This is a genomic window from Pseudomonas wadenswilerensis (assembly GCF_900497695.1).
In the GTDB taxonomy this organism is placed as follows: Bacteria; Pseudomonadota; Gammaproteobacteria; order Pseudomonadales; family Pseudomonadaceae; genus Aquipseudomonas; species Aquipseudomonas wadenswilerensis.
In genome coordinates this window covers 282,615-304,566 of sequence record NZ_UIDD01000005.1, presented here as the reverse complement: position 1 = coordinate 304,566, position 21,952 = coordinate 282,615, and the positions used below count along the sequence as shown (strand labels likewise).

The 21,952-nt window shown below is 61.9% G+C and carries 20 protein-coding genes and 5 tRNA genes; 5 read left to right on the top strand and 20 right to left on the bottom strand.

The genetic code is table 11. The annotated features are described in order from the left end of the window. Window positions 1–19: 19 nt before the first annotated feature. The 6 genes from CCOS864_RS08715 to gltX all read right to left on the bottom strand — a co-directional run bounded on the left by CCOS864_RS08715 (window position 20) and on the right by gltX (window position 2,999). The gene (locus CCOS864_RS08715) at window positions 20–559 is read right to left on the bottom strand and encodes a TetR/AcrR family transcriptional regulator (RefSeq protein WP_115085943.1); all 540 of its coding nucleotides are present in this window, start codon (window positions 557–559) and stop codon (window positions 20–22) included. 176 nt (window positions 560–735) lie between these two features. Continuing rightward, window positions 736–811: transfer RNA gene (locus tag CCOS864_RS08710), tRNA-Glu, on the bottom strand. A 44-nt stretch (window positions 812–855) separates the two neighbouring features. Beyond that, a tRNA-Ala gene (locus CCOS864_RS08705) sits at window positions 856–931 on the bottom strand. A gap of 53 nt (window positions 932–984) precedes the next feature. Continuing rightward, window positions 985–1,060, bottom strand: a tRNA-Glu gene (locus CCOS864_RS08700). Window positions 1,061–1,139: 79 nt separating this feature from the next. After that, a tRNA-Ala gene (locus CCOS864_RS08695) sits at window positions 1,140–1,215 on the bottom strand. 302 nt (window positions 1,216–1,517) lie between these two features. Continuing rightward, window positions 1,518–2,999, bottom strand: coding sequence for a glutamate--tRNA ligase (gene gltX / locus CCOS864_RS08690; protein ID WP_115085942.1), 1,482 nt, complete (start codon window positions 2,997–2,999; stop codon window positions 1,518–1,520). A 144-nt stretch (window positions 3,000–3,143) separates the two neighbouring features. Between gltX and CCOS864_RS08685 the strand changes: the two genes are divergently transcribed. Next, window positions 3,144–4,193: an HlyD family secretion protein gene (locus CCOS864_RS08685; protein WP_115085941.1), complete on the top strand. Its 1,050-nt coding sequence runs from the start codon at window positions 3,144–3,146 to the stop codon at window positions 4,191–4,193. Then, on the top strand, window positions 4,183–5,733 hold the full coding sequence (locus CCOS864_RS08680; protein ID WP_115085940.1) for a DHA2 family efflux MFS transporter permease subunit: 1,551 nt from the start codon (window positions 4,183–4,185) through the stop codon (window positions 5,731–5,733). The genes CCOS864_RS08685 and CCOS864_RS08680 overlap by 11 nt, the downstream gene beginning before the upstream one ends. 102 nt (window positions 5,734–5,835) lie before the next feature. Here the strand turns inward: CCOS864_RS08680 and uvrB are convergent, their stop codons facing one another. After that, window positions 5,836–7,851 (bottom strand): excinuclease ABC subunit UvrB, encoded by a 2,016-nt coding sequence (gene uvrB / locus CCOS864_RS08675; RefSeq protein ID WP_115085939.1) that lies wholly within the window; start codon window positions 7,849–7,851, stop codon window positions 5,836–5,838. A 308-nt stretch (window positions 7,852–8,159) separates the two neighbouring features. On the opposite strand from uvrB, the gene CCOS864_RS08670 reads away from it, so the two are divergent. Continuing rightward, window positions 8,160–9,356 (top strand): amino acid aminotransferase, encoded by a 1,197-nt coding sequence (locus CCOS864_RS08670; RefSeq protein WP_115085938.1) that lies wholly within the window; start codon window positions 8,160–8,162, stop codon window positions 9,354–9,356. Window positions 9,357–9,419: 63 nt separating this feature from the next. After that, window positions 9,420–9,495 (top strand) — tRNA-Asn (locus CCOS864_RS08665). 90 nt (window positions 9,496–9,585) lie between these two features. Here the strand turns inward: CCOS864_RS08665 and CCOS864_RS08660 are convergent. From CCOS864_RS08660 to CCOS864_RS08645, 4 genes are all read right to left on the bottom strand, one after another. Beyond that, window positions 9,586–10,149, bottom strand: coding sequence for a DUF1285 domain-containing protein (locus tag CCOS864_RS08660; protein WP_115085937.1), 564 nt, complete (start codon window positions 10,147–10,149; stop codon window positions 9,586–9,588). 10 nt (window positions 10,150–10,159) lie between these two features. Continuing rightward, a complete protein-coding gene (locus CCOS864_RS08655) occupies window positions 10,160–10,765 on the bottom strand; it encodes a DUF4823 domain-containing protein (protein ID WP_115085936.1) in 606 nt (201 codons plus the stop codon). Between the two features lie 66 nt (window positions 10,766–10,831). Continuing rightward, complete coding sequence (locus tag CCOS864_RS08650) at window positions 10,832–11,800, bottom strand: GTP 3',8-cyclase MoaA (protein WP_115085935.1); 969 nt, start codon at window positions 11,798–11,800, stop codon at window positions 10,832–10,834. Window positions 11,801–11,927: 127 nt separating this feature from the next. Further along, window positions 11,928–12,566 (bottom strand): TetR/AcrR family transcriptional regulator, encoded by a 639-nt coding sequence (locus CCOS864_RS08645; RefSeq protein WP_115085934.1) that lies wholly within the window; start codon window positions 12,564–12,566, stop codon window positions 11,928–11,930. 72 nt (window positions 12,567–12,638) lie between these two features. Here CCOS864_RS08645 and CCOS864_RS08640 point away from each other — a divergent pair, with 72 nt between their 5' ends. Next, window positions 12,639–13,772 carry an aminotransferase class V-fold PLP-dependent enzyme gene (locus CCOS864_RS08640; protein ID WP_115085933.1) on the top strand — a complete coding sequence of 378 codons (1,134 nt, stop codon included), beginning with the start codon at window positions 12,639–12,641 and terminating at the stop codon, window positions 13,770–13,772. A 238-nt stretch (window positions 13,773–14,010) separates the two neighbouring features. On the opposite strand, the gene CCOS864_RS08635 is transcribed toward CCOS864_RS08640, so the two are convergent. The 9 genes from CCOS864_RS08635 to fabD all read right to left on the bottom strand — a co-directional run bounded on the left by CCOS864_RS08635 (window position 14,011) and on the right by fabD (window position 21,915). Beyond that, window positions 14,011–14,793 (bottom strand): TatD family hydrolase, encoded by a 783-nt coding sequence (locus tag CCOS864_RS08635; RefSeq protein ID WP_115085932.1) that lies wholly within the window; start codon window positions 14,791–14,793, stop codon window positions 14,011–14,013. Window positions 14,794–14,836: 43 nt separating this feature from the next. Beyond that, complete coding sequence (locus CCOS864_RS08630) at window positions 14,837–15,823, bottom strand: DNA polymerase III subunit delta' (RefSeq protein WP_115085931.1); 987 nt, start codon at window positions 15,821–15,823, stop codon at window positions 14,837–14,839. After that, window positions 15,816–16,448 (bottom strand): dTMP kinase, encoded by a 633-nt coding sequence (gene tmk / locus CCOS864_RS08625; protein ID WP_115085930.1) that lies wholly within the window; start codon window positions 16,446–16,448, stop codon window positions 15,816–15,818. Before tmk ends, CCOS864_RS08630 begins: the two co-directional genes overlap by 8 nt. Window positions 16,449–16,467: 19 nt before the next feature. Then, on the bottom strand, window positions 16,468–17,619 hold the full coding sequence (mltG, locus tag CCOS864_RS08620; protein WP_244211888.1) for an endolytic transglycosylase MltG: 1,152 nt from the start codon (window positions 17,617–17,619) through the stop codon (window positions 16,468–16,470). 3 nt (window positions 17,620–17,622) lie between these two features. Continuing rightward, complete coding sequence (gene pabC / locus CCOS864_RS08615) at window positions 17,623–18,438, bottom strand: aminodeoxychorismate lyase (protein WP_115085928.1); 816 nt, start codon at window positions 18,436–18,438, stop codon at window positions 17,623–17,625. Then, on the bottom strand, window positions 18,438–19,682 hold the full coding sequence (gene fabF, locus CCOS864_RS08610; protein WP_115085927.1) for a beta-ketoacyl-ACP synthase II: 1,245 nt from the start codon (window positions 19,680–19,682) through the stop codon (window positions 18,438–18,440). Before fabF ends, pabC begins: the two co-directional genes overlap by 1 nt. Window positions 19,683–19,786: 104 nt before the next feature. After that, window positions 19,787–20,023 carry an acyl carrier protein gene (acpP, locus tag CCOS864_RS08605; RefSeq protein ID WP_003175607.1) on the bottom strand — a complete coding sequence of 79 codons (237 nt, stop codon included), beginning with the start codon at window positions 20,021–20,023 and terminating at the stop codon, window positions 19,787–19,789. A gap of 196 nt (window positions 20,024–20,219) precedes the next feature. Further along, a complete protein-coding gene (fabG, locus tag CCOS864_RS08600) occupies window positions 20,220–20,960 on the bottom strand; it encodes a 3-oxoacyl-ACP reductase FabG (protein ID WP_115085926.1) in 741 nt (246 codons plus the stop codon). A gap of 16 nt (window positions 20,961–20,976) precedes the next feature. Continuing rightward, window positions 20,977–21,915, bottom strand: coding sequence for an ACP S-malonyltransferase (fabD, locus tag CCOS864_RS08595; protein ID WP_115085925.1), 939 nt, complete (start codon window positions 21,913–21,915; stop codon window positions 20,977–20,979). Between the last annotated feature and the right edge of the window lie 37 nt (window positions 21,916–21,952).

The window sequence follows — 21,952 nt, the reverse complement described above, 5'->3', positions numbered from 1 at the left end:
CCGGTGGATATCGCGTGGTTCAGACAACCGCCGATTTGGCGGCGCGCAGAATGCGGTCAGACAGCTCGTCAGTGCCCAGGGCCCGGGCCAGGGCCAGGCCACCGATCATCAGGGCCATGTCGGCCAGGACCTTGTCGGCGTCTTCGGGGCTGTCGGCGAGATTGGCCATCATCAGTTCGATGTGTTCGGCCAGCACCTCACGGAAGGCCTCCGGCAGGCGCGCCAGTTCGCCCAGCGAGGTGGGCAGCGGGCAGGCGCGCTCGGTGGCGTCGCGGTGCTTGCGGGAAAGATAGAAGGCGGCAACCAGGGCACGACGCTCTTCACCCGTCATGTTCGGGTCGACTTCGGCGAGCAATGCCCGACGCTCGCCCAGCAACTGGCGAAACGCTTCGAGCATCAGCGCGTCCTTGCTGTCGAAATGGGCGTAGAAGCCACCGACGGTAAGGCCGGCCGCGCCCATCACCTGATTGACGCTAGGCTCGGCCGGACCGTGCTGGATCAGCGCACTGCAGGCCGCATCAAGAATCCGTTCGCGGGTTTTCGCCTTTTTGTCGTTCATGCTTGCCTCCAAATATTATGGCTAGAATATTATTCTCATAATATTTTTGGCAAGCAGAAAATGCTGCCGCTTGTCGCGTCAGGCAAGGAAGGGATGGGAAAAGTTTTTTTCGAGACAAAAACAAAAGGCTCATTCAATAATCGAATGAGCCTTGAAATCCCACAAAGTGGGTAAAATGGCGTCCCCTAGGGGACTCGAACCCCTGTTACCGCCGTGAAAGGGCGGTGTCCTAGGCCACTAGACGAAGGGGACTTGTAACCTTCGTGCAGATCCGTTTTCACGAATCCTGGCAAAATTGGTGGAGCTAAGCGGGATCGAACCGCTGACCTCCTGCATGCCATGCAGGCGCTCTCCCAGCTGAGCTATAGCCCCAGATTTCTAGCCTCGCGGCCCAGCGACTTCTTTCGATGTCGCTTGTGTAAAACTGGCGTCCCCTAGGGGACTCGAACCCCTGTTACCGCCGTGAAAGGGCGGTGTCCTAGGCCACTAGACGAAGGGGACGAACCTTCTTACCTTACCAACCCGGTCGCTGGAACCCGGTTGATTTCGCAGTCAGTCTAGCTGACTACGAATCGGAATTTGGTGGAGCTAAGCGGGATCGAACCGCTGACCTCCTGCATGCCATGCAGGCGCTCTCCCAGCTGAGCTATAGCCCCACAATGTCGCTTTGAACTGAACCGCTTGGCTGGGTGCTTCGCGTTTCGTTTTCGTTCATCGCTGTGGACGGGGCGCATATTAAGATCGGATGGCGAACCTGTCAAATATATTTTCAACAAAATTCAAAAAAAATTTCCGAGATAACAAACACTTACCGCCCAGAACCGGGAAACACCCCGATTTTACTGGGGTGAAACCCCATGAGAGCCGGCCTTGCCGGCGATGCAGACACCGCGCAATCACGAGCACCGCGCTGATGCCATCGCCGGCAAGGCCGGCTCCCACAGGGGAAGGAAAGCAATCAGGCGATGGTGCCCAGGAGCTTTTCCCACTCCTTGTTTTCTTTCTTCGACACACCACCGAGCAGGTCCAGGGCCTGGCGCAGGCGGTAGCGGGTCAGGTCCGGGCCAAGGATTTCCATGGCATCGAGCACCGAGACCGAGCTGGCCTGGCCGGTAATCGCAGCAAACATCAGCGGCATGGCATCACGCAACTTCAGCTCCAGGGCTTCGACCACCGCCTGGATGCATCCGGTGATGCGGTCTTTTTCCCACTGACGCAGGCTTTCGAGCTTCCACAGGATCAGCTGGATGACCTGGCGCACCTGGTCGGCCGAAAGCTTCTTGCTTTCGAACAGCTTGGCATCGAGCTTGAGGCCACCCTCAAAGAAGAAGCCCCCCAACGGTACGACCTGGCTGAAGGTCTCTACCCTGCCCTGCACATGCGGCGCGATCTGCATCATGTAGTCGCTGTTGAATGCCCACTTCTGCAGGCGTGCAGCGAACTCTTCCACCGGCAGCTCGCGCAGCCACTGGCCGTTGAGCCACGACAGCTTCTCGATATCGAAGATCGGCCCGCCGAGGGAAACGCGCGACAGGTCGAAGTGCTCGACCATCTCGGCCAGGGAGAACTTCTCGCGCTCGTCCGGCATCGACCAGCCCATGCGGCCCAGGTAGTTGAGCATGGCTTCCGGCATGAAACCCATGCGCTCGTAGAAGGTCACCGAGGTCGGGTTCTTGCGCTTGGACAGCTTGCTCTTGTCCGGGTTACGCAGCAGCGGCATGTAGCACAGGGTCGGTTGTTCCCAGCCGAAGTACTCGTACAGCTTGATCAGCTTGGGCGCCGACGGTAGCCACTCTTCGCCGCGCAGCACATGGGTGATGCCCATCAGATGGTCATCGACGACGTTGGCCAGGAAGTAGGTCGGCAGGCCGTCGGTCTTCATCAAGACCTGCATGTCCATGCGGTCCCACGGGATCTCGACGTCGCCACGGAGCATGTCCGGGACCACGCAGACGCCTTCGCTCGGCACTTTCATGCGGATCACGTGCGGCTCGCCAGCGGCCAGGCGGCGCTGTACTTCTTCAGCCGACAGCAGCAAGGCGCGACCGTCGTAGCGCGGGGTTTCGCCACGGGCCATCTGTTCGGCACGCATCTGGTCCAGCTCTTCGGCGGTGCAGAAGCACGGGAAGGCGTGACCGAGGTCGACCAGCTGCTGGGCATACTGCTTGTAGATATCGCCCCGCTCGCTCTGCCGGTAAGGGCCGTGCGGGCCGCCGACGTCCGGACCTTCGCTCCACTCGATACCGAGCCAGCGCAGGGCGTCGAAGATCTGCTGTTCCGACTCGCGGGTCGAGCGCAGCTGGTCGGTATCTTCGATACGCAGGATGAACTCGCCGCCGTGCTGCTTGGCAAAGCAGTAGTTGAACAAGGCGATGTAAGCGGTGCCGACGTGGGGATCGCCAGTAGGCGAAGGCGCGATACGCGTGCGAACGGTGGTCATGGACAGTCTCGAACTAGAGATGAAACAAAGGCTGGATGTTAACAGGGAGCGGGCACCGGGCTCCAGCAATGGGCGCGATCGGCACTTGTAAGCACGGATCCAAACGCTGTTAAATTTGCTTACATTTTTGCAACGATCATCCCCATGCCTGCCCAACTCAAGCGTCGCCTGCTGATTTTTCTCACTCTGGTTGTAGTGATTGCCCTCGCCTTTCTCGCCCATTGGTATTTCAAGGGACGCTTCTATGAAAGCACCGACAATGCCTACGTACAGGGCGAAATTACCCGGGTTTCCAGCCAGCTGAGCGCGCGCATCGATGAAGTGCTGGTGCAGGACAACCAGCACGTGGCCAAGGGCGACCTGCTGGTGCGCCTGGAGCCGGAGGATTTCCGCCTGGCCGTGGAGCGCGCCCGCGCTGCCCTCGACACCCGTGAAGCCGAACGCCAGCAGGCCGAAAGCCGGCTCACCCAGCAAGCCAGCCTGATTGCCGCCGGGCAAGCCCAGGTCGCCGCCAACCAGGCCACCCTCGGCCGCGCGCAACTGGACCTGAACCGCGCCGAAGCGCTGCGCAAACCAGGGTTTGTCTCCGAAGAACGGGTCACTACCCTGTCGGCCGAGAACCACGTCGCCCGCTCCCAGGTGAGCAAGGCCCAGGCCGACCTGCAAGGTCAGCGCCAGCAGGTCAACGCCCTGACCGCCGAGATCAAGCGCCTGGATGCGCAGATCGTCAACGCCCGTGCCGATCTGGCCCAGGCCGAACTGAACCTGACCCGCAGCGCAATCCACGCACCGATCACCGGCATCATCGGCCAGCGCGCCGCGCGCAATGGCCAGGTGGTGCAGGCCGGTGCCTACCTGCTGTCGATCGTCCCCGATCAAGACATCTGGATTCAGGCCAACTTCAAGGAGACCCAGATCGGCCACATGCAGCCCGGGCAAAAAGCCGAGCTGCTGTTCGACAGCTACCCGGACACACCGATCGAAGCGCAAGTCGACAGCCTGTTCGCCGCCTCCGGCGCGCAGTTCAGCCTGCTGCCACCGGACAACGCCACCGGCAACTTCACCAAGGTGGTGCAGCGCATCCCGGTGAAACTGACCTTCGCCAGCGACAACCCGCTGCACGGCAAGATTCGCCCAGGCATGTCGGTTACCGCTACTGTCGACATCCGCGACAGCGCCGACCATGGCCGGTGACCCGTTGATCCGTCCCGCCGGCGAACCCAGCCGGCGCGACTGGATCGCGGTAATGAGCGTGATGCTCGGCGCCTTCATGGCGGTGCTCGACATCCAGATCACCAACTCCTCGCTCAAGGACATCCAGGGCGCCCTGTCGGCGACCCTGGAGGAAGGCTCGTGGATTTCCACCTCCTACCTGGTGGCCGAGATCATCATGATCCCGCTCACCGCCTGGCTGGTGCAGCTGCTCTCGGCGCGACGCCTGGCGGTGTGGGTGTCATTGGGTTTTCTGGCTTCATCACTGTTGTGTTCCATGGCCTGGAACCTGGAGAGCATGATCATCTTCCGCGCCATGCAGGGTTTTACCGGCGGCGCGCTGATCCCCCTGGCCTTCACCCTGACCCTGATCAAACTGCCGGAACACCACCGCGCCAAAGGCATGGCCATGTTTGCCATGACCGCCACATTTGCGCCATCAATCGGCCCGACCCTGGGGGGTTGGCTGACCGAGAACTGGGGCTGGGAGTACATCTTCTATATCAACATCCCGCCGGGGCTGATCATGATCGGCGGCTTGCTGTACGGTCTGGAGAAGAAAGAAGCGCACTGGGAGCTGCTGAAAAGCACCGACTATGCCGGCATTGTTACCCTCGGCGTCGGCCTTGGCTGCCTGCAGGTGTTCCTCGAAGAGGGCCACCGCAAGGACTGGCTGGAGTCGAGCCTGATCGTCACCCTGGGCAGCATCGCCCTGCTTAGCCTGATCGCCTTCGTCATCCTGCAGTTTTCCAAGCCCAACCCGCTGATCAACCTGCGCATCCTCGGCAACCGCAACTTTGGCCTGTCGAGTATCGCCAGCCTGGGGATGGGCGTGGGTCTGTACGGTTCGATCTACCTGCTGCCGCTGTACCTGGCGCAGATCCAGAACTACAACGCCCTGCAGATCGGCGAAGTGATCATGTGGATGGGTATTCCGCAGCTGTTCCTGATTCCGCTGGTACCGCAGCTGATGAAGGTGATCTCGCCGAAGATTCTCTGCACCGTGGGTTTCGGCCTGTTCGGCCTGGCCAGCTTCAGCTCCGGGGTGCTCAACCCGGACTTTGCCGGCGAGCAGTTCAACCATATCCAGATCATCCGCGCCCTCGGCCAGCCGATGATCATGGTGACCATCTCGTTGATTGCCACGGCGTATATCCAACCCCAGGATGCCGGCTCGGCGTCCAGCCTGTTCAACATCCTGCGCAACCTGGGTGGTGCCATCGGGATCGCCTTGCTGGCAACCCTGCTGGATGCGCGGACCAAGGTGTATTTCGATTACCTGCGCGAGTCAGTGGTGCCGAGCAATCCGCAGGTGGCAGAACGCCTGGCGCAATTGGCGGAGCGTTTGGGCAGCGATGGCGCGGCGCTGGGCAAGCTGAGTGAAATCACCCACCAGCAGGCGATGATCATGGCCTATAACGACGCCTTCCATTTTGTCGGCATCGGCTTGGCGATCAGTATGCTGGCCGTGGTGATGACGCGGAAACTGCCCCAGGGGTTGAAGGCGGGGGAAGCGCACTGACCCGTTTTGGGCCTGCTTTGCAGGCCATCGCTGGCAAGCCAGCTCCCACAGGCATGTCATTCACAGGACCATGTGGGAGCTGGCTTGCCAGCGATAGGGCCCTCAGGCGGTGATCATCCGCTCGCGCAACGCGGTAATCTCGTCGCGCAACTGCGCCGCCGCCTCGAACTCCAGGTCCCGCGCCAGCTGATACATCTTCTCTTCCAACTGCTTGATACGCTTGGCGATCTCGCCCGGCGAGCGCAGTTCGGCTTCGTAACGGGCGCTCTCCTCTGCCGCCTTGGCCATGCCCTTGCGCTTCTTGCTGCGCGAGCCGGGCACGTTGGCGCCTTCCATGATGTCGGTGATGTCTTTGACCACGCCCTTGGGCACGATGCCGTTGGCGGCGTTGAAGGCTATCTGCTTGTCGCGGCGCCGTTCGGTCTCGCCAATCGCCCGCTGCATCGAGCCAGTCATGTTGTCGGCGTACAGAATTGCCCGGCCATTGAGGTTACGCGCCGCGCGGCCGATGGTCTGGATCAGCGAGCGCTCGGAGCGCAGGAAGCCTTCCTTGTCGGCATCGAGGATTGCCACCAGCGACACCTCGGGCATGTCCAGGCCTTCACGCAACAGGTTGATGCCCACCAGCACATCGAAAGTACCCAGGCGCAGGTCGCGGATGATCTCGACCCGCTCCACGGTGTCGATGTCCGAGTGCAGGTAACGCACGCGCACGTCGTGATCGGCCAGGTAGTCGGTGAGGTCTTCGGCCATGCGTTTGGTCAGGGTGGTGACCAGCACGCGCTCTTCCACCGCCACGCGCTTGCGAATCTCCGACAGCAGATCATCGACCTGGGTGGTGGCCGGGCGCACCTCGACCTGCGGGTCGACCAGGCCGGTCGGGCGTACCACCTGTTCAACCACGCGGCCGGCGTGTTCAGCCTCGTAGTTGCCCGGGGTCGCCGAGACGAAGATGGTCTGCGGGCTGACGTTTTCCCACTCGTCAAAACGCATCGGCCGGTTGTCCAGTGCCGAGGGCAGGCGAAAGCCGTACTCGACCAGGGTTTCCTTGCGCGAGCGGTCGCCCTTGTACATGGCGCCGACCTGCGGAACGCTGACGTGGGATTCGTCGATCACCAGCAGGGCGTCGTCCGGCAGGTAGTCGTAGAGGGTCGGTGGCGGCGCACCGGCCGGGCGCCCGGAGAGGTAGCGCGAGTAGTTTTCGATGCCGTTGCAGTAGCCCAGCTCGAGGATCATCTCCAGGTCGAAACGGGTGCGTTGCTCCAGGCGCTGGGCTTCGACCAGCTTGTTGCTCTTGTGCAGGTACTCAAGGCGCTGGGCCAGTTCTTCCTTGATGCCGTCCACCGCCTCGAGCAGGGTCTCGCGCGGGGTCACGTAGTGGCTCTTGGGGTAGAAGGTGAAGCGCGGCAGCTTGCGGATCACTTCGCCGGTCAGCGGATCGAAGGCGGCGATGTTCTCCACCTCGTCGTCGAACAGCTCGATGCGGATGGCTTCCAGGTCCGATTCGGCCGGGAAGATATCGATCACATCACCGCGCACGCGGAAGGTGGCGCGGGCAAAGTCCATCTCGTTGCGGGTGTACTGCAGGTCGGCCAGGCGACGCAGCAGCGCGCGCTGGTCGAGCTTGTCGCCGCGGTCCACGTGCAGGACCATCTTCAGGTAGGTTTCCGGGCTGCCCAGGCCATAGATGCAGGAAACGGTGGTGACGATGATCGCATCACGGCGCTCCAGCAGCGCCTTGGTCGCCGACAGGCGCATCTGCTCGATATGGTCGTTGATCGAGGCGTCCTTCTCGATGAAGGTATCGGACGACGGCACATAGGCTTCGGGCTGGTAGTAGTCGTAATAGGAAACGAAATATTCCACGGAGTTGTTCGGGAAGAACGACTTGAACTCGCCGTACAGCTGCGCCGCCAGGGTCTTGTTCGGCGCCAGCACCAGCGTTGGGCGCTGCACCTGGGCGATCACGTTGGCGATGCTGAAGGTCTTGCCCGAGCCGGTCACCCCGAGCAGGGTCTGGTGCGCAAGGCCCGCCTCGATTCCTTCGACCATCAGGCGAATGGCCTCGGGCTGGTCGCCGGCCGGCTGGAAACGGGTGACGAGCTGGAACTCGGACATGACAAACCTCTGTGTGATCGCGATGGTTTCATCGCTGGCGCGGGCAACTGTATTTATAGACAGTAGTTATACCGAATTTAGGGCCGGGAGCGCCAGTTTCAACTCAGTGTTGTGGGCATTTCCGACTATGGACCGATCAAATCGACTAACGGTCGAAAAATATTCGGCCAAACAGCAGGAAAAGCTGCGACAGACTGTCGCCGTGACCGACCGGTATCACTATACTGACTCCCCGTTTGTGCACCGCTCTAGTGCAAGCGACTGGAGCGTGCGACCTCTTCCACTCTCCATTCAGAGCCAAGGTAATAATGAGCCTGTTTTCCGCTGTCGAGCTGGCACCACGCGACCCCATTCTGGGCCTCAACGAAGCTTTCAACGCCGATACCCGTAGCAACAAGGTCAACCTGGGTGTAGGTGTTTACTGCAACGAAGAAGGGCGTATCCCACTGCTGCGCGCAGTGATCGAAGCCGAAACCCAGCGCGCTGCCCAGCACGCTTCCCGCGGTTACCTGCCGATCGACGGTATCGTCGCTTACGACCAGGCCGTGCAGAAGCTGCTGTTCGGTGCCGAGTCGCCGCTGCTGAGCGCCGGTCGGGTGATCACCACCCAGGCCGTCGGCGGTACCGGCGCCCTGAAGATCGGTGCCGACTTCCTCAAGCAGCTGTCGCCGAACGCCGTCGTCGCCATCAGCGACCCGAGCTGGGAAAACCACCGCGCACTGTTCGAAACCGCTGGTTTCCCGGTACAGAACTACCGCTACTACGACGCCGCCACCCATGACGTCAACCGCAGCGGCATGCTCGAAGACCTCAACGCCCTGCCATCCGGCTCGATCATTGTGCTGCACGCCTGCTGCCACAACCCGACCGGTGTCGACCTGACCCCAGAAGACTGGAAAAACGTCCTCGAAGTGGTCAAGGCCAAAGGCCACGTGCCGTTCCTCGACATGGCCTACCAGGGCTTTGGCGCCGGTATCACTGAAGACGCCGCCGCCGTACGCCTGTTCGCCGAGTCGGGCCTGAACTTCTTCGTGTCCAGCTCGTTCTCCAAATCCTTCTCGCTGTACGGCGAGCGCGTTGGCGCCCTGTCGATCGTCACCGAGTCCAAGGAAGAGGCCACGCGCGTGCTGTCGCAAGTCAAGCGCGTGATCCGCACCAACTACTCCAACCCGCCGACCCACGGCGCGACCATCGTCGCCACCGTGCTCAACAGCCCAGAGCTGCGCAAGATGTGGGAAGACGAGTTGGCCGAGATGCGCCAGCGCATCCACGGCATGCGCCAGCAGATGGTCGAGCTGCTGGCCGAGTACGGCGCCAAGCAGGACTTCAGCTTCGTCGGTCGCCAGTGCGGCATGTTCTCCTACTCCGGTCTGACCGTTGAGCAGGTGGCCCGCCTGAAGAACGAGTTCGGTATCTATGCTCTGGATACCGGCCGCATCTGCGTCGCCTCGCTGAACCAAAGCAACATCCATGTGGTGACCAAGGCGATCGTCGAGGTCCTGTAAATTACTCAATTGCATAGGGGAGGCTTGACTTCCCCTTAGCAATCAGTAAGATACGCCACAGATTCCGCGATAGCTCAGTCGGTAGAGCAAATGACTGTTAATCATTGGGTCCCAGGTTCGAGTCCTGGTCGCGGAGCCAAACACCTGAAAAACCTCCAGTTGCCCTGAGCACTGGAGGTTTTTTCGTTTCCGAGCGCACAAAAGTTGCGCCACAGGCAATGTGCGGAGGCTAATCGGCCCGGCCGATAGGGTAGAAGCTGCCGCCACTCCAGACGCCCAGCCATTGCTGGCCATCGATCTGCCGCGGCACCGCCAGCTCGACCAACTGGTAGAAGACGTTGCGATGGATCAGCGCTTCGAGGTTGCTGCGCATGTGCACATACGGCGAAGGCTCCTGGGTTTGCGCATCGATTTCAAAGCGCAGCGGATGCTCGGGGCCGGCCTCGACCTGATCGTCGACATTGCTGGTAAAGCGCAGCAGTTGCTGCTCACCCTCGCCCTGCACTTCAAGACTGACAGCAACAAAGGGCGCGTCATCAACCTTGATGCCGACCTTCTCCACCGGCGTCACCAGGAAGTAGTCGTCACCGTCGCGGCGGATGATGGTCGAGAACAGCCGCACCATCGGCTTGCGCCCGATCGGCGTACCCAGGTAGTACCAGGTGCCGTCGCGGGCAATGCGCATGTCGATGTCGCCGCAGAATTCCGGGTTCCACAGATGCACGGGCGGCAGGCCCTTTTCTGCCTTGGGAATCTGTGCCAGCAGATCACTGGCCTTGCCGGAATCTTGCATCACCCTCTCCTTAACGACTCATGCCCAACAGACTGCGAGCGTAATCCTCAAGCGGCGGCCTGAGCAAATCTTCCGGCGTGTTGTCGTGGAACGTCAGCAAACCGCCGCGGCTTTTGATGCGCGCGGTGTCGATCAGGTAACGGGTACTGGTTTCGATCAGCATCAGCTGCACGACGCCTGTATCGACGCCCAGCCGATCAACCGCCTGCTCGTCGTACCACTCATCGCCATTGCCGATGCGATCGTCAGTTCGGGCAAAGCGGGTGTACAGCAAATAATGCGCGCCGACTTCGCGCGCCTCGATCAATGCCTGCTCCAGCCCCAGCGGTGCCGGGGCACGGCGGACCATAGGGAAATACTCGATAAAGCCATTGAAGGCTTGTTCGGCCACCACATTGGGGCGTGGATACGGGCCCTTGCCCGGTGGCACGAAGGCACCCTGGCCAATGTAAATGAATGAATCAGGCTGCAGGCGCACCGACAGTGAACGGCGGGTGTCGCTGTGATCGAGCAGACCGGCATCGCTCATGTGATAACGGGCGCCCTCGCCCATATCGCTGACATTCATGCAGCCGCCCAGCGCCGTCAGCGCCAGCAGCAAAACCAGGCTACGCATCTATCCTCCAGTGGCCGGTGACGGAAAACCGGCGAACAGCTGGCAGATGCAGCTTTTGCGCCAGTCTTAGCCGCCAATGATCTTCATCACCGTCGCACCACCGGAAAATGCCACCGGCTGCTTGTCGCCAAGGGCTTTGACCAGCAAGCCCTGCAGTGCCGGCAAGGCCTGATGACGCGGTTTATCGAGCAGGTCGCCGATGTAGTGACGGTTGCTCGACGACAGACAACCGTGCAGCCAGCCGGTAGACGACAGGCGCAAGCGCGAACAGGTACGGCAGAACGGCACGCTCTCGTTGGCGATCACGCCAAAATAGCCTTGGCCCGGGATCTGATAACGCAACGCGGTGGCATCTACCGGTGCGTTGGCCTGCAAATACTCGTATTGCTCGCCAATCATCTGCAGCAGGTGTTCGAGGCTGACGAACTGCTGCAGGAAGGCATTGCTGTCGCGGGCCAGGTGACCCATGCGCATTAGCTCAATGAAGCGCAGCTCATAGCCGTGGGCCAGGCAATACTCGAGCAGCGGCAGGACCTGATCGAAGTTCTGCCCGCGCAAGGGCACCATGTTGACCTTGATCTGCATGCCGCAAGCGCGGGCCTGGCTCATGCCGTCGAGCACAGTGGCCAGGTCGCCGCCACGGGCAATACGACGGAAGGCGTCCGGGTCGAGGGTGTCGAGGGAAACGTTGAGGCGACGGATACCCGCCGCGCGCAGCAAGGGCAGCTTGCGCGCCAGCAACTGACCATTGGTGGTCAGGCTGATTTCATCCAGGCCCAGAGTGGCGATTGAGCCGAGAAAAGTTTCAAGCTTCGGACTGACCAGCGGCTCGCCGCCGGTGACACGCACCCGCTCGATACCGGCAGCCTCCACCAGGTAAGCCACGCCGCGAGCCATGGCCTCGGCCGAGAGCTCGTCCTGGGCCGCCACCAGACGCTTGCCGTCCGGCACACAATAGGTACAGGCGTAGTTGCAGGCAGCCGTCAGGCTGACACGCAAATTGCGAAAACGCCTGCCTTGGCGGTCGACGATCATGGGTGACTCCGGCATGGGTGAATCGGGCCTGCAAAACCTGACTCAAAAATCAGGTTTTTGCAAGCCTCATACCTGAGTATATTCCTCGGCAGCCGATCCCAGTAGCGCCATGGTTTGGCTGAATGTCTCAGCTACCGGCGGTATCCGTGTCGCGCTTGCGCTTGTTGCCCATGCGCACGCCGATGTCCATGAGGAACTGGAAGAAGCCTTCCTGATCTTCCAGCACATTGCTCCAGAACGGCGAGTGATAGAGCGCCACGGCCCCATGCACCAGCGCCCAGGCCGCGCAGTAGTGAAAGTACGGCGGCACGTCTTCGAGCTTGCCTTCGCTGATGCGGCCCTTGATCAGCAGGGTCAGGCGGTCGAAGTTGGAGGCGCGGATCTTGTGCAGCTCCTCGACCATCTCCGGCACCTGGTTGCCCTTGACCACCTTCTCTTCGAGGCGGTCGAACAGGCGGTAGCGCTGCGGATCACGCATACGGAATTCGAAGTAGGCGCGCGACAGGGCTTCCTTGTCGCGGTCGACGTCGGCAGAGTGCAGCAGTTCGTTCAAATCGCGCTCGTAGTCGAGCATCAGGCGCAGGTAGATCTCCGCCTTGGATTTGAAGTGCTTGTAGATCGTGCCTTTGCCGATACCGACGGCATCAGCGATCATCTCGACGGTGACGCTGTCTTCACCCTGTTCGAGAAACAGCTTGAGCGCGGTATCGAGAATTTCTTGCTCACGGCGACGAAACTCACGGACCTTACGAGGTTCTTTCTGCATAAGAAGGACTGGATCAAAATCGAAGCCGGTTATTATGCCTAACTTGCGCCAAAATGCACGGATCATCCAACCATGTCTATGTTTCTTGATGAGTTTGAACAGGCGCCGGGCCTGCGCTATCTGAACCATGCCGCCGTGGCACCCTGGCCGAAACGCGCCAGCCAGGCGGTTTCACGCTTCGCCAGCGAGAACGTTTTGCTCGGCGCAAGGGACTATCCGGACTGGATGGCCATGGAGCAACGTTTACGTGAACGCCTGATGCGCCTGACGAATGCACCGTCGACGGATGACATCGCACTGGTCAAGAACACTTCCGAGGCGCTGTCTTTCGTTGCCTTCGGTATCGACTGGCAGGCCGGCGACCAGATCGTTATCAGCGACGAAGAATTCCCCTCCAACCGGATTGTCTGGGAAGCCCTGGCCGACAAAGGCGTCAGCGTCATCCAGGTGAGCCTCAAGGGCAGCGACCCGGAAGGCGATCTGTTGGCCGCCTGCGGCCCCAAGGTTCGCCTGCTGGCAATCAGCGCCGTGCAATTCGCCAGCGGCCTGCGCCTGGACTTGCCACGTTTGGGTCAGGGCTGCCGTGACCGGGAAGTGCTGTTCTGCATCGACGCCATCCAGCAATTGGGCGCCCTGCCCTTCGACGTCCAGGCCTACCAGTGCGACTTTGCCATGGCTGACGGGCATAAATGGATGCTCGGCCCGGAAGGCCTGGGGGTATTCTATTGCCGCGCCGAGGTGCGCCCGCTGCTCAAGCTCAGCGAGTACGGCTGGCACATGCTCGAACACATGGGCGACTACACACGCAGTGAATGGCAACCGGCCCATAGCGCGCGGCGCTTTGAATGCGGCAGCCCGAACATGCTCGGCGCTGCAGCACTGGAGGCCAGCCTGTCGTTGCTCGAGGAAGTGGGCATGGAACAGGTGGCGACAGCGCTACTGGAACGGGCGCAGTGGCTCACCGAGGGCCTGGCGGCGATCCCCGGGGTACGCGTACACAGCCCGCAGGACCCGGCGCGCCGCTCGGGGATTGTTTCCTTCAGCATGGATGGCGTTGAAAACGCGCAGATCTATCAGCGACTCAAGCAGGAACAGGTGATATGCATTCCGCGGGGCCCCGGGGTGCGATTTTCTCCGCACTTCTACACACCCAAGTCGATAATCGACGAAACTCTGGCCATTGTGCGGCAGATTGCAGAGCGATGAGTGCTCAGCAGCGGCAGGCGTATTCCAAATCTGTTTAAAAAACGAGCAGCGGCCGGTGGCGGCGCGCCAATCCTGACCAATACTTCAGATGTTGGCGCAGCGCATCCCCCCATGTGGCGCCGATAAAGGTGCTCAGGGACCGCGCGCCTTTGTTTTACTCCTAATGGTCTTAACCCGGATTCACCCCCCAGAACCCGGGTTTTTTTTGTCTGCGATTTTTACCACCTGCAGGAGCCGTTCAGGCCACCCGCGCCAACGGAAACAACCGCTTGAAGTTGGCAGTGGTCTGCTCGGCCAGCTGCTCATAGCGCTCACCGCGCACCATCGCGACGAACTCCGCCACTTCCCGTACGTATTGCGGCAGGTTGGCCTTGCCGCGATAAGGAATCGGCGCCAGGTACGGCGAGTCGGTCTCGACCAGCAGGCGATCGGCCGGCACCTGCCGGGCCACATCGCGCAACGCATCGGCGTTGCGGAAGGTGACAATGCCCGACAGCGAGATGTAATAGCCCAGATCCAGCGCCGCCTTGGCCATGTCCCAGTCTTCAGTGAAGCAATGCAGCACACCGGCCTGACTCAAATCCGCTTCACGCAGCAAGGTCAGGGTGTCGGCGCGCGCCGCACGGGTGTGGATGATCACCGGCTTGCCAGTGACCTTGGCTGCCTCCAGGTGCAGGCGGAACGAGTCCTGCTGCACCTGGGCAGCCTCTGGCTCGTAGTGATAGTCCAGGCCGGTTTCGCCGATGGCCACCACGTGCGGGTGCTGAAGCTCTTTGAGCAACCAGTCCAGCGGCGGCGCGCCATCAGGGGTGAGGTCCAGCGGGTGAATACCCACCGAACAGTCGACATCGCTGTAGCGCTCGCTCAGGTCCTTGACCGCCTGGGCATTGTCGGCACTGACGCCGATGCACAGAAAGTGGCCGACGCCACGCGCGCGGGCCGCATCCAGGGCCGCATCCAGGGAGCCCTGGTGGGCAGTGAGGTCGAGACGGTCGAGGTGGCAATGGGAATCTACAAGCATGGGCGGATGACAACGCTGAAAAGTAATGAAGGAACGGCGCAGCTCAACGCTGGCCCGGCAACATCGCCCAGGACGCCAGCAGCGCCTCGAGCAACAGCACTCGATTGAGGTTGGCCTTGCCCAGCACCTTCTGGCGCTGGGCCAGAATCCAGTCCTGGATCTCCAGGACCTTGCCCTGGTTGCTCTTCTGCGCCAGGTACTGGACCACCTTGCGCATATCGCTCAAGCCTAACCCCTCCTCGTCCTGGGTCAACTGGTAACGCAGGACCAGGCTGGACCAGTCGCAGAACCAGTCGAACAGTTGCAACAAGGGAATGGCATTCCAGGCTTCGGCCAGTTGGCTGGGCGATTGCTGCTGCTTGAGCAACTTCTTCACGCCCTCGACCACCAGCGCGCGCTGCTCGCGCACACCCTGGGCCTGCAGGCTGACGGCCGCCAAAGGCGAGCCGGCGGCCAGGCTGAGCAACTCCAGGCGCTCCTGCTCATCGCAGTCGGGCAAGGCCTGCTCGAGCCAGGCCAGGCTTTGCTCGCGGCTCGGCAGCGGACAGGCTTGCTGCTGGCAGCGGCTCTTGATGGTCGGCAGCAAGCGGCTGGGCTGATGGCTGACCAAGAGCAAAACGGTATTGCCCGAGGGCTCTTCAAGGCTTTTGAGCAGGGCGTTGGCGGCATTGACGTTCATCGCCTCGGCCGGCTCGATCAACACCACTTTGCGCCCGCCCAGCTGCGCCGTCTGCACCACGAAGGACACCAGGTCGCGAACCTGGTCGACCTTGATCGGCTTGTCGGCCTCTTCCGGCTCCAGCACGTAGTTGTCGGGGTGGCTGCCTGCTGCGAGCAACAGGCACGACTTGCACTGCCCACAAGCCTGCAACCCTTCTGGACGCTGGCACAGCAGCAACGCCATCAGGCGTTCGGCCATGGCCCGCTTGCCGATGCCTTGCGGGCCATGCAGCAGGTAGGCATGGGCATGCTGGGTACGTCCGGCCAGTTGCTGCCACAAAGCCTGCTGCCAGGGGAAGGCCTCAGCCACGGCAACGCTCCAGGATTTGCGGCAGCAAGGCGCCCAGCGATTGCTGGACCTGCGCCAGCGGCAGTGCGGCATCGATCAACCGGTACTGCTGCGGCGCGGCCTTGGCCCGGGCCAGGTAGGCCTGGCGCACGGCTTCGAAGAAGGCCTGGCCTTCCTGCTCGAAACGGTCCAGGCGACCGCGCGCGGCGGCGCGGGACAAGCCGATTTCCACCGGCAGGTCGAACACCAGGGTCAAGTCCGGACGCAGGTCGCCCTGGACGAAGCTCTCCAGCATGGCGATGCGCTCCAGCGACAGGCCACGGCCACCGCCCTGATAGGCGTAAGTGGCATCGGTAAAGCGGTCACACAGGACCACCGCGCCCCGGGCCAGGGCCGGGCGAATCACTTCGGCCAGGTGCTGGGCACGCGCGGCGAACACCAGCAGAAGCTCGGTGTCGGCATCCATTTTCTCGTCACTGGGCGCCAGCAGCAGTTCGCGAATCCGCTCGGCCAGCGGTGTACCGCCGGGCTCGCGGGTCAGCACGACATCCAGGCCCGCGGCGCGCAGGTGCTCGGCGAGGTACTCGCGATTGGTGCTCTTGCCCGCGCCTTCGGGACCTTCCAGGGTGATAAACAAGCCGCTCACAGGCAGTCCTTACAGTTGATCATTGCGGGGAGGTTTCTTCGCTGGCCGGCGCCGGTTGCTCAGGCGCAGGCACAGGCACAGGGCTGACTTCCGGCGTTTGCGGAGTCTGCGGTGCAACCTCGGGTTCAGGTTCGGTGACAGGTGCCGGGCTCGAACGGTAGTCGGCGCGGCGCTTGATCTGATATTCGCGGACCGCCGAATTGTGCGCATCGAGATCATCGGAGAACACATGGCTGCCATCGCCACGGGCGACGAAGTACAAACTGCTGCCCGGCGTCGGGTTCAGCGCGGCATGAATGGCTTCGCGACCGACCATGGCGATCGGCGTCGGCGGCAGGCCGGCATTGGTGTAGGTGTTATACGGAGTCGGTTCGCGCAGGTCGGCGCGGGTGATCTTGCCGTTGTAGCGCTCGCCCATGCCGTAGATCACCGTCGGGTCAGTTTGCAGCAGCATGCCGATGCGCATGCGCCGCACGAACACCCCGGCGATCTGCCCGCGCTCCTGAGGCACGCCGGTTTCCTTCTCGACCAGCGACGCCATGATCAGCGCCTGGTACGGATCGCGATACGGCACGTCGCTGGAGCGCTCCGCCCATTCCTTGGCCAGCACTTCTTCCAGGCGCGCGTAGGCCTGCTGGAGGAACTCGACGTCGCTCATGCCGCGCACGAAGCGGTAGGTATCGGGGAAGAAGCGCCCTTCAGGGAACACTCCCGGATGGCCGAGCTTGTCCATGACCTCGGTGTCGCTGAGGCCGTCGATGGTTTTCTTGATCTTCTCGTGCCTGGCCAGCGCCGCACGTACCTGGCGGAAATTCCAGCCCTCGACCAGGGTCAGGGTGTACTGCACTACATCACCACGGCGCCAGACCTCGAACAGGTCGCGCACGGTCATGCCCGGAGTCATGCGGTATTCGCCGGTATGCAAGGGTACGCCAGCCATGTTGAAGCGCCAGTACAGGCGCAGCCAGAAGGCGTCTTCCAGCACACCGTCGCTCTGCATACGGTAGAACATGCGGTTGGGAGTAGTACCGGTGGGCACGTCGAGCAGCTGCTCCTGGGACACGTGCAGGGTCTGCTCCAGCGCCGACTTCACCTTCCAGGCCGAATAGCCCGCCATCAGGCCGGCCAGGATCAACCCGATCTCCAGCAGCACCAAGAATTTACGTCTCACAAATCAGGTATCCAGTAGCGTACGGGCAATGGCCTGCAGTTTACGGGTGAGCGGCCCCGGCGGCCAGTTCAGCGATGTAAAAGCCTGCACCGGCCAGATGCCATAGACGCTGTTGCAGACGAATACTTCGTCGGCCTGCTGCAGGTCCTGCAGGCTCAAGTCGGTTATCTGCAAGGGGATCGCGGCATCCCTGGCGTGATCGAGCAAGGCTGCACGCATCACCCCGGCCACACCACAGCGGCTCAGGTCGGCAGTCAGCAACTGACCGTCGCGCACCAGGAACAGGTTGCTATACACCCCTTCGATGATGCGCCCGGAAACATCGCGCATCAAACCTTCAGCATGCCCGGCATCCTGCCATTCGGCACGGGCCAGCACTTGCTCGAGGCGGTTGAGGTGTTTCAGGCCAGCCAGCAACGGCTGCTCGGCCAGGCGCGTCTGGCAATCGAACAGGCGAACGCCCTGCTCGGCATGTTGTGCGGGATAACCGGGCAAGGGATTGCCCTGGAGAATACGCCGTGGCGCCACGCCAGCGGCCGGCGCATAGCCGCGCTGGCTGTCGCCGCGGGTAACAATAAGCTTGAGTACGCCGTCACCCAGCAAGCTGGCGTAACGGCATAGCTCGTCGCGAATCAGGCCGTGATCGGCGCTGATCGCCAGGCGCTGGCAACCCAGCGCCAGGCGCTCGAGGTGGTACTCGAGCAACGATGGCCGACCGGCACGTACGACGAGGGTCTCGAACAGACCATCGCCATAGGCCAGCCCCCGGCTTTGCAGCGTTAGCGCATCTGCCGGCAGGCCATCGACCCAGCTGTGCATCAGCCGGCGAACCGGCGGAACACCAGCGAGCCGTTGGTGCCACCAAAACCGAAGGAGTTGGACAGCACCACCTCGATCGGCATGGTCCGCGCCTGGTGTGGCACGAAGTCGAGGTCGCAACCTTCGCTCGGCTCATCCAGGTTGATGGTCGGCGGCGCCACCTGACTGTTGATCGACAGCACGCTGAAGATTGCCTCAACAGCACCGGCAGCACCCAGCAGGTGACCGGTCATCGACTTGGTCGAGCTGACGGCCAGCTTGTAGGCGTGGTCGCCGAACACCGACTTGATCGCCGAGGACTCTGCCAGATCGCCTGCTGGCGTCGACGTGCCATGTGCGTTGATGTAATCAACGTCACTGGCGTTCAGGCCGGCATCGCGCAGGGCGTTAACCATGCAGCGCGCAGCACCGCTGCCATCTTCTGGCGGCGAGGTCATGTGGTAGGCATCGCCACTCATGCCGAAACCAACCAGCTCGGCATAGATGGTCGCGCCGCGAGCCTTGGCGTGCTCGAGCTCTTCGAGTACCAGCGCACCGGCACCGTCGGCGAGGACGAAGCCATCACGGCCCTTGTCCCACGGACGGCTGGCACGGGTCGGGTCGTCATTGCGGGTCGACAGCGCCCGCGACGCACCGAAACCGCCCATGCCCAGACCGCAGGCAGCCATTTCCGCACCGCCGGCGATCATCACGTCGGCTTCACCGAAGGCAATGTTGCGCGCGGCCATGCCGATACAGTGGGTACCGGTGGTGCAAGCGGTGGAAATAGCGTAGTTAGGCCCCTGTACACCCAGATGGATCGACAGGAAACCAGAAATCATGTTGATGATCGAACCCGGTACGAAGAATGGCGAAATGCGCCGCGGGCCCTGATCATGCAAGGTCCGGCTGGTTTCTTCGATGTTGGTCAGGCCGCCGATACCCGAGCCCATGGCCACGCCAATGCGCTCGCGGTTGGCATCGGTCACTTCCAGGCCGGCATTACGCACTGCCTGAAAACCGGCTGCCAGGCCGTACTGGATGAACAGATCGAGCTTGCGGGCTTCCTTGACCGACAGGTACTGCTCGACTTCAAAGCCCTTTACCGAGCCGCCAAAACGGGTGGAGTAGGCAGACAGGTCAGTATGCTCGATCAGACCTATGCCACTGCGGCCAGCCAGAATGCCCTGCCAACTGCTCGGCACATCCGTACCCAGTGGCGACAGCATACCCATACCGGTGACCACGACGCGTCTACGCGACACAGCACTCTCCTTATTCAATTGACTACATCTCTTGTAAAGAAAAAACCGCACGCCGGCGAAGGCAGTGCGGTTTTTCCATGACAAGAAGCGACGACTACAACGTCTTAGGCCTGGTGGCTGGTGACGTAGTCGATAGCAGCTTGAACAGTAGTGATCTTCTCGGCTTCTTCGTCAGGGATTTCGGTCTCGAATTCCTCTTCCAGAGCCATCACCAGCTCAACGGTGTCAAGGGAATCGGCACCCAGATCTTCGACGAAGGAAGCAGTGTTCACTACTTCTTCTTCTTTAACGCCCAGTTGCTCGGCGACGATTTTCTTGACGCGTTCTTCGATGGTGCTCATACCTTGTTTTCACTCCTAATGGACATATGTCAGGCAGCTGGCCGGTGTGTAAGTGTATAGAAAGACGTCTGCTTTTCAAGCGCAACACGCCTTACAAGACCACACCCGCCAACCAACTAGAATCTGATTGCAGCTTTATAACGGATTTTAGACAGCTCGTATGACATTTTTTTGAAGCAATCCGTCACATTCGATTTTACATGTACATGCCGCCGTTGACCGGAATGGTCGCGCCGGTCACATAGCCTGCACCTTCAGAGGCCAGGAAAGCCACCACATTGGCGATTTCCTGAGCCTGGCCCAGACGTCCCAGAGGGATCTGGGTCTGCAAGGCTTCACGCTGAGCTTCAGGCAGCTCGCGAGTCATGTCAGTGTCGATGAAACCCGGGGTCACCGAGTTGACGGTAATCGCGCGCGAACCGACTTCACGCGCCAGAGCGCGACTGAAACCTTCCAGGCCCGCCTTGGCAGCAGCATAGTTGACCTGGCCGACGTTACCCATGGCACCGACCACCGAGCCGATGCTGATGATACGACCCCAACGCGCCTTGGTCATGCCACGCAGAACGCCCTTGGACAGACGGTAGAGGCTGTTCAGGTTGGTGTCGATGACGTCGAACCACTCGTCGTCCTTCATGCGCAGCATGAGGTTGTCGCGGGTGATGCCAGCGTTGTTGACCAGGATGGTCGGCGCGCCGAACTGCTCCTGGATCTTGGCCAGGGTGGCGGTGACCGACTCGTCGCTGGTCACGTTCAGTTCCAGGCCGGTACCGGCGACGCCGTGCTCCTTGAGGGTCGCGGCGATACGCTCGGCGCCCGAAGCGGAGGTGGCGGTACCGATCACGGTAGCGCCCAGACGGCCCAGCTCCAGGGCGATAGCCTGGCCGATACCACGGCTGGCGCCGGTAACCAGGGCAACTTTACCTTGCAGGCTCATGCAAGTTTCTCCTAAATCAGGCCTGCGCCGCGAGGGTCGCGGCGAAAGCATCCGGGGTATTGAGGTTAGAGGTGTTGACGCCGTCGGCGCAGCGCTTGTTCAGGCCGGCCAGAACCTTGCCCGGGCCGCACTCGACCAGCTGTACCGCACCATTGGCGGCCAGGGTCTGCACGCACTCGACCCAACGCACCGGCTTGTACAGTTGCTCCAGCAGGTCGCGCTTGAGGGTGTCGAGGTCCGCCGCAACGGCGGCACTGACGTTCTGCACCAGCGGGATCTGCGGGGCCTGCCAGTCGATGGCATTGACCGACTCGGCAAAGCGCTCGGCAGCCGGGCGCATCAGTTCACAGTGCGACGGCACGCTGACCGGCAGCGGCAGTGCACGCTTGGCGCCGGCAGCCTTGCAGGCTTCCATGGCGCGCCCGACGGCCGCCTTGGCACCGGCGACCACGACCTGGCCAGGCGAGTTGAAGTTGACCGCACTGACCACTTCGCCCTGGGCAGCTTCAGCGCAGATACCCACGACGACAGCGTCGTCCAGGCCGAGAATTGCCGCCATGGCGCCCTGCCCGGCCGGAACGGCCTCTTGCATGAGTTCGCCGCGACGCTTGACCAGCTTCACAGCGTCACCCAGGCTCAGGCTGCCAGCGGCAACCAGGGCGCTGTATTCGCCCAGGCTGTGGCCGGAAACGAATGCCGGGCGCGCGCCGCCCTCGGCCAGCCACAGGCGCCACAAGGCGATCGAAGCGGTGAGGATGGCCGGCTGGGTTTTGTCGGTTTGGTTGAGTTGCTCTTCCGGACCGTTCTGGGTCAGCGCCCAGAGGTCATAGCCCAGAGCCTCGGAGGCCTCACGGAAGGTATCAATGACCAGCGGATACTGGGCGCCCAGCTCGGCGAGCATGCCGAGGGACTGCGAACCTTGACCGGGAAAGACGAATGCGAGGGATGCAGACATTGAACAAGCCCCTAGTGATCTTGTCGTCGGAAATAAA

Excerpts from the sequence above, each read along its gene's own strand:
- CCOS864_RS08715 (WP_115085943.1), bottom strand. The coding sequence starts at position 559 with ATGAACGACAAAAAGGCGAAAACCCGCGAACGGATTCTTGATGCGGCC.
- gltX (WP_115085942.1), bottom strand. The coding sequence starts at position 2,999 with ATGACCACCGTTCGCACGCGTATCGCGCCTTCGCCTACTGGCGATCCC.
- CCOS864_RS08685 (WP_115085941.1), top strand. The coding sequence starts at position 3,144 with ATGCCTGCCCAACTCAAGCGTCGCCTGCTGATTTTTCTCACTCTGGTT.
- CCOS864_RS08680 (WP_115085940.1), top strand. The coding sequence starts at position 4,183 with ATGGCCGGTGACCCGTTGATCCGTCCCGCCGGCGAACCCAGCCGGCGC.
- uvrB (WP_115085939.1), bottom strand. The coding sequence starts at position 7,851 with ATGTCCGAGTTCCAGCTCGTCACCCGTTTCCAGCCGGCCGGCGACCAG.
- CCOS864_RS08670 (WP_115085938.1), top strand. The coding sequence starts at position 8,160 with ATGAGCCTGTTTTCCGCTGTCGAGCTGGCACCACGCGACCCCATTCTG.
- CCOS864_RS08660 (WP_115085937.1), bottom strand. The coding sequence starts at position 10,149 with ATGCAAGATTCCGGCAAGGCCAGTGATCTGCTGGCACAGATTCCCAAG.
- CCOS864_RS08655 (WP_115085936.1), bottom strand. The coding sequence starts at position 10,765 with ATGCGTAGCCTGGTTTTGCTGCTGGCGCTGACGGCGCTGGGCGGCTGC.
- CCOS864_RS08650 (WP_115085935.1), bottom strand. The coding sequence starts at position 11,800 with ATGATCGTCGACCGCCAAGGCAGGCGTTTTCGCAATTTGCGTGTCAGC.
- CCOS864_RS08645 (WP_115085934.1), bottom strand. The coding sequence starts at position 12,566 with ATGCAGAAAGAACCTCGTAAGGTCCGTGAGTTTCGTCGCCGTGAGCAA.
- CCOS864_RS08640 (WP_115085933.1), top strand. The coding sequence starts at position 12,639 with ATGTCTATGTTTCTTGATGAGTTTGAACAGGCGCCGGGCCTGCGCTAT.
- CCOS864_RS08635 (WP_115085932.1), bottom strand. The coding sequence starts at position 14,793 with ATGCTTGTAGATTCCCATTGCCACCTCGACCGTCTCGACCTCACTGCC.
- pabC (WP_115085928.1), bottom strand. The coding sequence starts at position 18,438 with ATGCACAGCTGGGTCGATGGCCTGCCGGCAGATGCGCTAACGCTGCAA.
- acpP (WP_003175607.1), bottom strand. The coding sequence starts at position 20,023 with ATGAGCACCATCGAAGAACGCGTCAAGAAAATCGTCGCCGAGCAACTG.
- fabG (WP_115085926.1), bottom strand. The coding sequence starts at position 20,960 with ATGAGCCTGCAAGGTAAAGTTGCCCTGGTTACCGGCGCCAGCCGTGGT.
- fabD (WP_115085925.1), bottom strand. The coding sequence starts at position 21,915 with ATGTCTGCATCCCTCGCATTCGTCTTTCCCGGTCAAGGTTCGCAGTCC.